The organism is Streptomyces aurantiaciflavus (assembly GCF_049808595.1).
Classification (GTDB): domain Bacteria; phylum Actinomycetota; class Actinomycetes; order Streptomycetales; family Streptomycetaceae; genus Streptomyces.
The window spans coordinates 94,686-107,398 of record NZ_JBNCAQ010000002.1 but is presented as its reverse complement, the minus strand read 5'-3'; the positions used below and the strand labels follow the sequence as shown (position 1 = coordinate 107,398).

The following is a 12,713-nucleotide window of genomic DNA, read 5'->3' as shown; positions in this document are numbered from 1 at the left end:
TGACGACTGCGGCCCCTGCTCCCGGCGGCCCACCCGCTGCTAGCCTCCGCACGGGAAACCGGTTCCCGCCGGTTTTCCGAGGGGAGGGGCGGGATGACGAGGAAGAGCGAGGACGCGACGCGCAGCACCATCCGGGACGTGGCGGCCCGGGCGGGCGTGTCCGCGGCGACGGTGTCGCGAGTGCTCGGCGGGGTGTATCCGGTGAGCGCGCAGACCCGGACGCGGGTGCTGCGGGCGGTGCGCGAGCTGGACTACGTCGCGGACGCGCGGGCCAAGGCGGTCGCGGGGGCCGGGACGCCGACGCTGGCGTTCGTGCTGGAGGACATCACCGGGCCGTCCTTCGCGCACATGGCGCACGGCGTGGAACGTGAGGCGACGCGGCTCGGGCATCTGTGCCTGGTGTGCAGCACGGACGGCGACGTGCGGCACGAACTGGAGTTCGTCGAGATGATGCGCGCCCAGCGGGCAGCCGCCGTGATCCTGGTCGGCGGCGCCGCCGACACCCCGGAGTACCGCGAGCGCACCCGCCGTATCGCCGACTCGCTGGCCGCGGCCGGCTCCCGGCTCGTGCTGTGCGGGCGCCCGCCGCTGGGGCCGGGGGCGCCGGTGACGGTCGTCGAGTACGACAACGAGGGCGGCGCCTACGCCCTGGTCGCGCACGTCCTCGCCCAGGGGCACCGGCGGGTGCTGCTCCTCGGGGGCAAGCCGGACCACACCACGGCGCTGGGCCGCGAGCGGGGCTACACCGGCGCCCACCGGGCCCGCGGCCTCGACCCGGACCCGGCGCTGGTCCTGCACGGCGACTTCACCCGCGACTCCGGGTACCGCCTGATGCGCCGGGCCCTGGAGGAGGGCCTGGACTTCACGGCCGTGGTGGCCGCCACCGACATGGTCGCGGCGGGTGCGCTGACCGCCCTGCACGAGGCGGGCCTGGAGGTGCCCGGTGACGTGTCGCTGGCGGGCTACGACGACATCCCGTTCGCCCGTGATCTGCACCCGGCGCTGACCACGGTCCATGTGCCCTACGAGGAGCTGGGCCGCCTCGCCGTCCGCACGGTGCTGAACCGGTCCCCGGACGCGCCGGGCGAGCACCTGCTGCTGGGGACCCACGTGGTGGTGCGGGACTCGGTGGCGGGGGTAGGGAAGGGGTCGCGGGCGGGGCGGTGAGGCCGCCGCTCCCCGGCGACGGGCGCTCGGTGGTGCGGGCGCCGGCCGTCAGTGGCGGCGGACTCCCCCGGCACGGCGCAGGCGACGGACCGCCGCGCGCAGTTCCGTGGCACGCGGGGAACGGGCGGTCAGCGGGCCGGGTGACACGGGGGCCGCGGGTTCGGCGGGGGCCGTGGGCTCGGCGGGGGCCGTGGGTTCGGCGGCCGCGCCGCCGGTCGTCCACAGGGCGAACTCGGCATCCCGTGGACCGTAGGCCGTATACGAAATCCCGTGGCCCGCATCCCGGCTCCCGCCCCCACCCCCGCCTTCGCCGTCGGCCTCGCCCTCGCCCTCGGCCTCGGCCTCGCCGAAGACACGCACCGGATGCGTCGTATCCCAGGCCTCCCACCCCGGGTCGCCCGTCGCCGTGAACCGCACCCATGCCCCGTGCATCGCGTCGGCCAGTTCCTGCGGGGCGCCCTCGCCGGCGAGCTTCGCGGACTCGGGTATGTCCCCGGTGTCGAAGACGAAGCCCAGCTCCAGCGCGTGGCAGGCACCGAGTCCGGGCCGCAGCGACGGCCAGGCGAACTCGTACACGTACGACGAGCCGGGGCGGGCGTCGGCCAGGCGCTGCAGCGGCAGGCGCAGCAGGTGGTCGGTGACCATCTGGCCGACGGTCTCGGCGGTGCCGGCCTCGGGATGCAGGGCGCGATAGCCGCGCGGCACCTCGTGGCCGCAGTGGCAGCGGGCCATGGCGCCGGCCAGGGCGACGGCGCCGAGGCGGTCGACGCGTTCCAGCAGGCCGCCCGGCACCAGCCACAGCCGGTACTCGTCGCGGGTCCAGCCCAGCAGCAGGTCCGCGTCGCGGGCCGCCTCGCCGTCGACCAGGGCCTGCAGGGGGTCGCGCGGGACGAGGTCGCCGTCGATGACGATGCCGAAGGCGGGCCCGCCCAGGACCGGGCTGCTGAGTCTGCCGATCTCGGCCTGGGTGCGCAGCAGCAGGTCGCGGTCGACGGCGGCGAAGGCCTCCGCGGTGGCGGGGATCTTCAGCCGGTTCGCCATCCGGCGGACCATCCGCCGTACCTTGTCCCGTTCGGAGGCCTCCGGCGGCCCGCTCTGCAGGACGGCCCGCCGGAACAGGCCCTGCGCCTGCGGAGCGGCGATCAGGGCGCCGGCGCTGATGGCGCCCGCCGACTGCCCCGCCAGGGTGACCCGTGCGGGGTCGCCGCCGAAGGCCTCGATCGACTCGTGCACCCAGCGCAGCGCGGCGAGCTGGTCGCGCAGGCCGGGGTTGGCGGGGGCGTCCGGGAACAGGCCGTATCCCTCCACGCCCAGCCGGTAGTTGATCGAGACGAACACGATCCCGTCCCGCGCGAAGTGCCGCCCGTCGTACACGGGCACCGCCGAGGAACCCCGGGTCAGCGCTCCGCCGTGCAGCCACACCAGGACCGGCAGCCGGCCGCCCGGCCCGGGCTCGGGCGTCCAGACGTTGAGGTTGAGACAGTCCTCCCCCGGCACCACCGGGTCGGACAGGTACTGCGCGAAGGCCTCGGAGTACGGCGGTTTCGGCGGCGTCGGCCCGAAGGCGCCCGCGTCCCGCACCCCGTCCCAGGGCTCGGGCGGCTCGGGCGGGCGAAACCGGCGGGGCCCGAAGGGGGGTGCCCCGTAGGGGACGCCCCGGAAGACGGCGACGCCGTGCTCGTACCGGCCGCGCACGGCACCGTACGGAGTGCTGACCACGGGGTCCGCCTGGGGCCTCGCCAGGGGGTTCGTCCGGCCTGCCGTCATCTGCCCACCAGCCCTTCGCCGCGCTCGTGCACCAGTAACACCAGAGCACCACAGCGGTGCCCGGTATTCCGGTGCACGAGCCTCACGCAGGGCTATTTGGCGTACATCAGGGTGCCGAAACCGAGCTGGTCGTAGCCGCCGCTGGTGGATCCGTAGTCCCCGCCGCCGCCTTCGGGGGCGACGGAGAAGCACATCTGGGAGATGTACTTGTCGTCCAGGTACAGGCGCCGGTTGTAGTGGTAGTGGAGCATGGCCCAGACCGGGCGGACCTGGCCGCGGGATCCGGAGCCGATGACCGTCTGCGACTGCTGGGCGCAGTTCTGGCCGCTGCCCCAGGTGTAGGTGGTGTAGGGCACGTTCATGCCCAGGTTGTACTTGGCGACGTACTGGGCGGCCTTCATGAAGCGGCGGCCGTCGTAGGAGTAGAGGTCGTCGCCCTGGTTCCAGGCCATCTCACAGATCGCGCCCATCTGGCCCATGCCCATGACGGTGTGGCCCTGGTCGCGGCCGGACTCCTGCCACTGGCCGAGGTCGTAGCCCTCGACGTTCGAGTACAGGAACGGTACGGCGTGCTGGATGGAACCGTTTCCGGCGCCGGTCTTGAAGTAGTTCACCGCCTGGTCGTACTTGGCGCCGTCGTCGCACAGGATCCCGATGGCCATGATCGAGGCCATGTTGCACAGGTCCCAGTTGGCCCAGTAGTTGGTGATACAGGCGTCGTTGTGGCCGGTCAGAAACTGGTTGTTGAGCGGGTAGAACACGTTCAGCATCATCTGCCGGAACCTGTTGAGGTCGAACCCCGCGTAGCCGCGCATGAGTTCGGCGGCGTTGGCGAACTGCCAGCCGTAGATCCCGGCGGCGAGGAACCGGTCGGCGTTGCCCTGGACGGAAGTCAGGGTGTTCGCCCAGGCGTTGAGGATGCGGACGGCGCAGTCGCCGTTGGCGGCGGTGCCGGCGACCTGCCAGCGCAGGGCGTTCTGGTAGGCGGCGGCGATGTCGTTGTAGAGGATCCCGTAGTTCTCGGGGTAGCCGGATCCGCGGTAGACGGTGGCCTGGGGGTTGGCCGTCCAGGTGGACTGCGCGTGGGAGTTGGCGACGAGTTTGTTCCAGCCGGACAGCCAGGGGTCGTCGCCCGCGGCGACCCTGACCTTGGCGCGGTTGATGTCGCCCCAGTTGTGCAGCATGCCGGGGTGGGTGAAGGTGGCGGGCGCCGCGTCGGCGGTGGTGGCGGTGGCCGTGGCGCCGAGGGCGAGGGCGGCGGTGAGGCCGCCGGCGGTCTTCATCAGACCGCGGCGGCTCACCTCGCCGCGTCGGAGGTGCTCGTGGGGGGAAATGCGGCTCATTGCGGTGCAGCTCCAATCACATGGATCTACATGGGGGTGATGCTCACCTCGCTGAATCGCGTGGTGCTGCGGGCCAGGGGGTTGCGGGAGCAGACCACGAGGCCCACGTAGTAGGGGGCGTCACCGAAGCCGGGGATCTCTCCCGCGGCGAGGGGGGTCCAGTTGACGCCGTCATCGGTGGAGAAGGCTGCGCTGAAGGCGGTCCCGGTGCGCGTCAGCCGCAGCAGCGTGGGCAGGGTGACCGTGCCGTTGCCGGAGAAGGCGGAGGCGCCGGCGACGGTCCTGCGCAGCATGAGCTGCGCGGTGGCGCCGCCGGTGACGATCGCTCCGGCGGCCTGGTCGAACGGGGACAGGGACTTGGCCATGAGCAGTCCGACCCGGTCGCCGCTCGCCCCCTCGCGGGAGACGAGCCGTGCGGTGACCTGGCAGTCACCGGTGACCGGCCGACGTACGAACTGCCCTGTCATTCCCTGGCCGTTGACGTTGAGGTCGGTCCCGGCCCCGCGGACGACGAAGGTCCCGTCCTCGTACGCCGTGCTGCCGGGGGTCCTGACGGCCACCACACCGAGGGTTCCGAAGGCGCGGTCGTCGAGGACCACGTCACCGAGGTCGCCGTACGTCCACGGGTCGGGCGGCGGGGTGCCGACGGTGAGCTTCAGCGTGCCGGTCCCGTCGCCGGCGGCGTTGCCCGCGGTGGCGGTGACGGTGAACTCGCCGGTCTCGGTGGGCGTTCCGGACACCCAGCCGGTGCGCTTGTCCAGGCGCAGTCCGTCGGGCAGGCCGTCAGCGGTGAAGCGTACGGGTTCGTGCGAGGCCCGCAGCGGATACCGGAAGGGCACGCCCTTGTTCGCGAACGCGCCGGCCGCGGAGGTGAGTGCGGGGACGGACGGGGTCGGCATCGTCGCGGCGGCGGGCCGCGAGAGCGGTCCGCGTCCGCCGCCGACGGACTTGGCCACGACGTAGTGGTACGTCGTGCCGGGCGTTCCGGTGGCGTCCGCGTACCGGATGCGGGTGCCGAACCCGACCGGGCCCACGCCGGTCGCGATCGTCCGGTACGGGCCGTCCGCGGCGGTGGCCCGGAGCACCCTGTACCGCGCCGAGAGGTCCGGGTCGGTCCAGGCCAGCTCCACGGCGTCGGCGCCGGCGGTCGCCCGCAGATCGCCGGCGGTGCGCCGGGGGCGCGGCGTGCTCCACACCTCGCCGGTCGACGACGTCACGGTGACGCTGTCGAAGGCACCGGTGCCGGTCTCGGCGTACGTCTCGTCGACGCCGAGGCAGGAGGTGAGGGCGAGGCCCGCGTACGCGGTGCGTCCCAGCTCCACCTCGCTGGAGCCGACCTCGGTCCAGTGGACGCCGTCCGGGGAGATGGCTCCGGTGCAGCGCCGGCCCTTGCGGGTGACGCGCACCCAGTACGGCATGCGCAGCCGGTAGCCGTCGCCCGCGCCCTCGACGTACGGGGCCTCGAGCGGTGTCGCCGACTCGGGCAGTTCCCCGAGGTCGGAGATGGGGAAGGAGGCGCTGGTGGTGATCGCCTGCCGCTGGCTGGGCGGCACGGGGGTGCTGCCGGTGGCGGACACCGGCGCCCCGGTCCTCGGGCGTACGGTCCACACGCCGCTCCAGGTGTGCAGGGGCAGGCCCTGGATCAGCATCGAGGCGTGCGCGGCGTCCGCGGCGAGGGAGTCGCGGAGGGTGACACCGATCTTGGAGTACTGCGAGCTGAGCGGGAACACGATGCGCGCGGTGACCGTGCCGTCGCCGGGCAGCGGGAGGTGCGCCACTCGGTAGGTGTCGGCGGTGCCGCTCGCCTCCAGTACGAACCGCTCGCCGTCGAAGAGCGCCGCGCCGGGGATCTTCACGGCCCCGACGTCCTGGGTCGACCAGGGGGCGGGAAGGCCGGCGGTGGACGCCGCCCAGGCGGAACTGTCGCTGGCGCCCTGGGAGTTGGTGGCGGTGACGGTGTAGTAGTAGGCGCGACCCGGTCGCACACCGTGGTCTGTATACGATGTGCCGTCGACCCCGGACGCGATCTTCTCGTACGGCCCGTCGGCGGCATCGGCCCGCAGAACCGTGTACGTGTCGGCCCAGGCCGACGGGAGCCAGGTCACCGTGACGCTGCGGTCGGCGCCGGCTGCCGTGACGCCGGCCGGGGCCGTCGGCGCGGTCGGTGCGGGAGCCCGGGTGCCGGCGTAGGTGAAGGTGCCGAAGCTGGGCAGGTCGTCGTTGCTGCCCTCGACGACGCGGGCGCCGCCCGTGCCGCGGAAGACGGCCGCCTTGGTGTACGGGGTGTCGAGGCCGCGGACGCCGGCGTAGTGGGCGTAGTACATCTCGTAGATCGGCGGCAGGGTGCCGCGTCCGACGGCCGAGACGGTCTTCTTGATGTACTTGCCGGTGCGGTCGAGGTCGGGGGTGAAGGGGACGTCGCCGCCGAGGTTGTAGCGGGCGGCGTACTCGGCGTTGGCGAGGATGCGGTTGCCGGCGAAGCCCCACAGGTCGACGCCCTGGTTCCAGGCGACCTGCGCGGCGTCGCCCATCAGGCCGACGGCGAGCTGCTCGTGGCCCTGGTCGCGGCCGGACTCCTGCCCTTGTCCGGCGTCGGTGACGACGCGGTTGCGCACACTGCCGTTGCCCGCGCCGGCCGCGGCGAAGCGGAGGGCGTCGTCGAAGAGCGTGGGCTCCTCGCAGAACACGCTGATGGCCAGGATCGACTGAAGGGACGTGAGGTCCCAGTTGCCGTTGGCGTAGAGCATGTAACCGGATACCGCCGGATACCAGACGTCCAGGAAGGACCGCTCGCAGCGGGCGATGTCCGTGTCCGCCCAGCCGTCGTAGTCGCTGTGGCGCAGCAGCTCCGCCGCGTTGACGAACTTGAACGCCTGCAGACCGGCGCCGAGCGGGCCGTCGGCCCCGGTGATCGCCGTGAGCGACGCCGACCAGGCGTTGAGGATGTCCCGGGCCTTGTCCGCGTGGGCGCGGTTGCCGGTGACGCACCACATCAGCGCGTTCTGGTAGGCGGCGGCCGAGTCGGCGACGGCCTGGTTCTGGAAGTTGGTGGGGCCGCGCCCCCAGGAGGTGATCTGGCCGGTGTTCTGGATCGTGTACGTGGCCTTCGAGCGGGCGTGGGCCGCGAACACCAGGTAACCGTCGTAGATGGGCGTTTCCTGTGCGGCGACCGCGGACTTCATCCGCGCGAGGTCGGCGGCGCTGTGCAGCAGTCCGGGGTGGGCGAAGGCCCGCAGCCGGGTCTTGTCGTCCTGGGCCCAGGCCGCCGCCGCGGAGGCGGACAGCAGTCCGCCTCCGGCCGCGACCACGAGCCCCGTCGCGCCGAGGAAGGTGCGTCGGCTGAGAGGAAGCACGGGTGACTCCATGGTTCAGAAGGGCCGCATCACGCGTGCTGGATGGTGAGGGTGACGTTCTGCGTCGCGGTGCCGACGCTGTTGGCCGCCTTCACGGTGACGGTGAAGGTCCCGACGTTGTCCCGGGCGGTACCGGAGATCAGGCCGGTCGCGGTGTCGATGGTCAGCCCCTTCGGCAGTCCCTCCGCGTCGAACGACGTCGGCAGCTCGCTCGCCGTGATCAGGTGGTTGAAGACCTGGTTCTTGGTGGCGGTGGCCTGGTCCGGGCTGGTGATCTGCGGCGCGTTGGCGGAGGTGGCCTCGGTGCTGTTCAGGAACCGCATGTTCAGCACGTGCTCGTTGGCGTAGGCCGGCATCATGTCCGTGAACTTGTACCAGCCGGGCTTCTTCATCCCGTTTCCGATGAACTTGCCGTTGATGACGAGGTTCTGGAAGGTGACGTTGTTGATGGCGTGGTCCGCGTCGTAGCCGACCATGATCGCCGGGTTGGCGTGGGTGCCGTTGTAGGTCAGGTTCTTGATGTACACCCCGTCGATGCCCCGCCCGACCGACGTGTTGTAGCTCTTGTTGAACATGACCCGCATGTTGATCAGCTGGCCCCAGCGGAAGTCCTCCACCCGGATGTCCTGGGCGCGGACGTTGCGCAGCAGGTTGCTGTCACCGGGGTTGAGCGCGATGCACCCCTGGTAGTCCATCTGCGGTTCGCGGTGGTCGAGAATGTCAATGTTGCTGAAGACGAGGTTCTCGATGGTCTCCGGCTTGTCGGTGTTGCCGTGCGTGCCCACGTTGATCGGGTGCGCGACGTCCGCCCAGAGGGTGGAGTCGCGGACGGTGATGTTGCGGCAGTCGCCGTAGTAGTCCCAGCGGTGGGCGTAGATCGCGATGCAGTCGTCGGCGTTGCGCATGTAGACGCGGTCGATCAGGACGTCCTCGCTGCAGAAGATGTCGATGCCGTCGCCCCACTGGCCGTGGCTGTAGGAGTGGAAGTCACGGATGGTGACCTGCTTCGACTGGCCGACGGTGATCGCGTAGCCGCTGCTCGGGTTGAGCACCATGACGCCGTCGATCTCGATGTTCTGGGAGTACTCGACCAGGACGCCGTTCGCCGAGTTGTAGATCACGCCGCGACCGCGCAGCCGGGCGTTCTCCACCTGGTGGAACTCCACCCGGGACGTCAGCACCGCGCCGCCGGCCAGGTAGACCGTCTTGCCGCTGGGCACCTTCACCACACCGTCGGTGGTCTTGTGCAGACCGGGGCCGAAGTAGATGACGTCCGGGTCGTCGGGGTCGGGGACGTGCGTCTCGATCGGGTTGGCGTGCAGCTGCAGGTTGTTGAAGATGTCGCCGTCGATCTCGATCGAGAGGTTGCGCGGCTCGGTCAGGGTGAAGCTCACCGTGGCGCCGTCCACCGTGAACTGGGTGCCGTACGACAGGGGGCGGATCCGCGCGGCGCCGATGGCGCCCTTGGCGGAGGTGACGGCGACCTCGACGGTGCCCTTGAAGTCGAACATGGCGACGGAGGAGTTGAAGACCGGCCCGCTGCCGGTGTTCGCGTCGATCTGCTTGGCCCTGGCGCGGTAGACGGGCACCGTCTGCCATTCGCCGCCAGGCGTACGGGCCTTGACGGAGTAGCTCGAGTTGGTGGGGACCCCGCTGGGGATGGGGTACACCACCAGCTTGTCGGTCGATGCGGGGGCGCCGTCCGCTCTCGCGGTGCCGGCGGCCGCGCCGACCAGGGAGTACGCGGCTGCGGCGGCACCCGCGGCCTGGAGAACGGTGCGCCGGGTCAGGCCGGTGCTCTGGGTGTCGTTCATGGCGAAGTTTCCTTAGCGAAGGGCGAGATGAGAGACAGATGGGGAGAGACAGCGGTTACTTGAGGCCGGTGGTGGACGTTCCGGTGACGAAGCCGCGCTGGGCGACGAGGAAGATCAGCAGGATGGGCACGACGTACATCACGGAGGCCGCGGCCTGGAGGTTGGTGACGGGTGTGCCGGCTGTGGTGACATAGGTGGACATCACCGCGACGGCGAGCGTGGTGCGGTCGGTGGACAGCAGCAGCTGCGGGGCGATGTAGTCGCCCCAGGTCCAGGTGAAGGCGATCACGAAGCTCGCGGAGAGCACCGGCCAGGACTGCGGCAGGAAGATCCGCCAGAAGATCTGGGCGTAGCCGCAGCCGTCGACGATCGCGGCCTCCTCCAGCTCGCGGGGCAGGCCGGCGAAGAACTGCCGGAAGAGGAAGACCAGGTACGGTGCGGCGGACAGCCCCCACAGCACCCACGGCCAGTAGGTGTCGACCATGCCCAGCTTCGCGAAGATCAGATAGGTCGGGAGGAGCGTGACCATCTGGGGCAGCATCATCGAGCCGAGCAGGATGCCGAACAGCCACTTCTTGCCGGGCGCGCTCAGCCGGGCGAAGCCGTAGCCGACCCAGGCCGAACTGAGGGTCACGAGGGTGGCGTAGATGAGGGCGATGATCAGGGAGTTGCGGGCGTAGCCGAGGAAGTCGATCAGGTTGAAGGCGTCGACGAAGTTGTGCCACTGGAACGGCTCGGGCACCCAGTGCACGGGCGACGCGGCCAGCTCGGCCGGGGTCTTCAGTCCGGAGAGGACCAGCCAGCCGAAGGGGCCGAGGAACAGCCCGGTGATGACGACGAGAACGGTGTAGAGAACGAGACGGTTGGCGCGTATCCGCACCCGGGCCGGGGACGCCGAGGACTTCGCGGTCAGGCTGGTGGCGGTCACTTCTTCGCCTCCGGGTCGACGTTGTAGAACACCACGCCGGACGTGAACCTGAAGATCAGTCCGGTCACGACGAGGATCAGGACGAAGAGCACCCACAGCAGCGCGGAGGCGTAGCCGTAGCGGCCGAACGCGAAGTACTCCGCGAACACGTGCATCATGTAGAGGTAGTTGGACTGCGGGAGCGCGGTGATGCCGGCCGGGGTGGGGTCCGGGGCCAGGAGCAGCGGCATGATGGTCTGCACCGAGGCGATCACGCCGGTCACGGTCTGGAAGAGCAGCACCGGTGACAGCAGCGGCACGGTGATGCTGCGGAAGCTCCGCCAGGCGCTCGCTCCGTCGATGCGGGCCGCTTCGAGAAGTTCGCGGGGGATGTCCTGGAGCCCGGCCAACGAGATGATCATGATGTTTCCGGCCGTCCAGAGCACGGTCATGATCAGCACGTAGCGGGCGTAGGGGTCGGCGAGCCAGCCCAGGGCGTCGATGCCGAAGAGGTTCAGGACGCCGTTGGCGGCACCGGAGTTCTGGTCGAAGAGCTGCTTGAACGCGAGGCCCGCACCCACCGGCGGCACCACCGCGGGCAGGTACAGCAGGGTGCGGAACAGGCCGCGCGCCCTGAGCGGCCGGTTGACCAGAACGGCGAGTGAGAGCCCCGCGACGATCGACAGCGGCACCGAGGTCACCGCGAACAGTCCCGTGCGCCCCAGGGCCTTCCACGTCTGCGGGTCGGAGAACAGCTCGCGGTAGTTTCCGAGTCCGACGTAGCGCCAGTTGGGCGAGATGCCGTCGAACGTGGTGAAACTGAGCCACAGCGCGTACGCCATGGGCGCGATGGTCAGCAGCACGAACCCGGCGATCCAGGGCGAGGCGAACATGTAGAACGCCCGGTGCCTGCGTGCGGTCATGGAGGAACGCGGCCGTGACCGCGCTCGGCCGGCGACCTGGGCCGGGCCTCGCCGGTCCGTGACGGAGGGCATCTGATCGACCGTCATCCCACCTGCTCCTTACCACGCTTGAGCTGCTCGTTCATGGCCGAGTTCAGGCGCCGCGCGAGGGTGTCGACGGAGATGTCGCCGTTCATCGCGGCCGGGGCGATCTGGTTGAAGAGGGCGTAGAGCGAGTCCGCGGTGGCGTAGGGCGTGAAGGCGATCACCGAGTAGTGCTTCAGCTCGGCCTCCTGCACCTTCAGCACCCGTTTCTGGTAGTCCTCCTGGGCGGGCATCAGCGAGCGCAGGGACTTCAGGGTCGGGATGCCCCAGCCGCCGGCGGCGCGCGCCTTGGCCGGTGCCTCGCCGAAGAACCACTCGAACACCCGCCAGGCGGCGTCCTTGTTGTGCGACTTCCTCGGTATCCAGAAGCCGGTGCCGGCCTGACAGGGGCTGATCCGCGGGCCGCCCTCGAAGACCGGGGCGGGGGCGAGCCGGGACAGCGGCGCCAGCTTCTCGTCGGCGTTGATCAGGCCGCCGAGCCAGTAGCCCGAGTTGGACATGGCCAGCCGGTTCGCCTGGAAGGTGGGGCCGTCCCAGACGTTGGGGTCGGGCTGGATGATGCTCGGGCCGACCTTGGTCCGGCAGTAGTCGATGTACCAGCCCAGCGCCCTTCGGGCCTCGGGGGTGGTGAAGTCGACCCGGGAGAAGTCGTCGCTGAAGATGCTTCCGCCTGCGGCCACCGCCAGGCTCGCCAGGAGATTGGGGGTGAGCACACCGTTGTAGCTGCCGCCGAACACGGTGGTCTGGCCGTTCTTGCGCCGGGTGAGCCGCTTGGCCTTGTCCAGCCATTCGTCGTACGTGACCGGCTCCAGCTCCGGCGGATAGTCGACCCCCGCGTCGTCGAAGAGCGCGGTGTTGTACCAGAACATGGAGTCCTGGGAGAAGTCCTTCGCCATGCCGTAGCGGGGGCCCTTGCCCTGGGTGCGGCCGTCGTAGCGCCACAGGTCGTTGACCGGGTCCAGGTCGTCGAGCTTGAGGACACCGCTCTTGGCGAAGTACGGGTCCAGGTTCTCCATCACGCCCCGGGCCGCGAAGTACGGCGCGTCCACGGCGCCGACGCCGCGCACCAGGTCGGGCGGGTTGCCGTTGGTCATCATCGCGATCAGCTTGCTGGGGCTGTACAGCACCGTGTTGATCTTGACGCCGATGTCCTTCTGGGCCTGCTTGATCAGCTCCGGCGAGATGTCGTCGGCCTTGGCCATCACGGTCACGGTCTCGCCCGAGCCGCTGACCCCGGTGGACACCTGCAGCGCGCAGCCGTTCAACGCCGCCGCTCCGGCCACGGCGCCGCCGGCCGACAGGGCGAGGAAGCGGCGACGGCTGGGAGGAGCACCGGCATGGGAGCGCATGGAGGC

Annotated in this window: 8 protein-coding genes; 1 reads left to right on the top strand and 7 read right to left on the bottom strand. The window is 70.7% G+C overall.

Annotated features, from left to right (window positions below):
* Positions 1-93: 93 nt before the first annotated feature.
* A complete protein-coding gene (locus ACPT94_RS02310) occupies positions 94-1,167 on the top strand; it encodes a LacI family DNA-binding transcriptional regulator (protein ID WP_360330796.1) in 1,074 nt (357 codons plus the stop codon).
* 48 nt (positions 1,168-1,215) lie between these two features.
* Here the strand turns inward: ACPT94_RS02310 and ACPT94_RS02305 are convergent, their stop codons facing one another.
* The 7 genes from ACPT94_RS02305 to ACPT94_RS02275 form a co-directional block, all read right to left on the bottom strand.
* Positions 1,216-2,934, bottom strand: a complete 1,719-nt coding sequence (locus ACPT94_RS02305) for a carboxylesterase/lipase family protein (RefSeq protein ID WP_425244953.1) — start codon at positions 2,932-2,934, stop codon at positions 1,216-1,218.
* A 92-nt stretch (positions 2,935-3,026) separates the two neighbouring features.
* The gene (locus ACPT94_RS02300) at positions 3,027-4,277 is read right to left on the bottom strand and encodes an alginate lyase family protein (RefSeq protein ID WP_360330801.1); all 1,251 of its coding nucleotides are present in this window, start codon (positions 4,275-4,277) and stop codon (positions 3,027-3,029) included.
* A 26-nt stretch (positions 4,278-4,303) separates the two neighbouring features.
* Positions 4,304-7,630: a putative Ig domain-containing protein gene (locus ACPT94_RS02295; protein ID WP_425244952.1), complete on the bottom strand. Its 3,327-nt coding sequence runs from the start codon at positions 7,628-7,630 to the stop codon at positions 4,304-4,306.
* A gap of 29 nt (positions 7,631-7,659) precedes the next feature.
* Complete coding sequence (locus ACPT94_RS02290) at positions 7,660-9,444, bottom strand: putative Ig domain-containing protein (RefSeq protein ID WP_425244951.1); 1,785 nt, start codon at positions 9,442-9,444, stop codon at positions 7,660-7,662.
* A 55-nt stretch (positions 9,445-9,499) separates the two neighbouring features.
* On the bottom strand, positions 9,500-10,372 hold the full coding sequence (locus ACPT94_RS02285) for a carbohydrate ABC transporter permease (RefSeq protein ID WP_360330810.1): 873 nt from the start codon (positions 10,370-10,372) through the stop codon (positions 9,500-9,502).
* Positions 10,369-11,361, bottom strand: a complete 993-nt coding sequence (locus tag ACPT94_RS02280) for a carbohydrate ABC transporter permease (protein ID WP_360330812.1) — start codon at positions 11,359-11,361, stop codon at positions 10,369-10,371. The genes ACPT94_RS02285 and ACPT94_RS02280 overlap by 4 nt, the downstream gene beginning before the upstream one ends.
* Complete coding sequence (locus ACPT94_RS02275; RefSeq protein ID WP_425244950.1) at positions 11,358-12,707, bottom strand: extracellular solute-binding protein; 1,350 nt, start codon at positions 12,705-12,707, stop codon at positions 11,358-11,360. The genes ACPT94_RS02280 and ACPT94_RS02275 overlap by 4 nt, the downstream gene beginning before the upstream one ends.
* Between the last annotated feature and the right edge of the window lie 6 nt (positions 12,708-12,713).

Coding starts and splice junctions, on each gene's coding strand:
- ACPT94_RS02300 (WP_360330801.1), bottom strand. CDS start 4,277: ATGAGCCGCATTTCCCCCCACGAGCACCTCCGACGCGGCGAGGTGAGC.
- ACPT94_RS02290 (WP_425244951.1), bottom strand. CDS start 9,444: ATGAACGACACCCAGAGCACCGGCCTGACCCGGCGCACCGTTCTCCAG.
- ACPT94_RS02305 (WP_425244953.1), bottom strand. CDS start 2,934: ATGACGGCAGGCCGGACGAACCCCCTGGCGAGGCCCCAGGCGGACCCC.
- ACPT94_RS02310 (WP_360330796.1), top strand. CDS start 94: ATGACGAGGAAGAGCGAGGACGCGACGCGCAGCACCATCCGGGACGTG.
- ACPT94_RS02275 (WP_425244950.1), bottom strand. CDS start 12,707: ATGCGCTCCCATGCCGGTGCTCCTCCCAGCCGTCGCCGCTTCCTCGCC.
- ACPT94_RS02280 (WP_360330812.1), bottom strand. CDS start 11,361: ATGACGGTCGATCAGATGCCCTCCGTCACGGACCGGCGAGGCCCGGCC.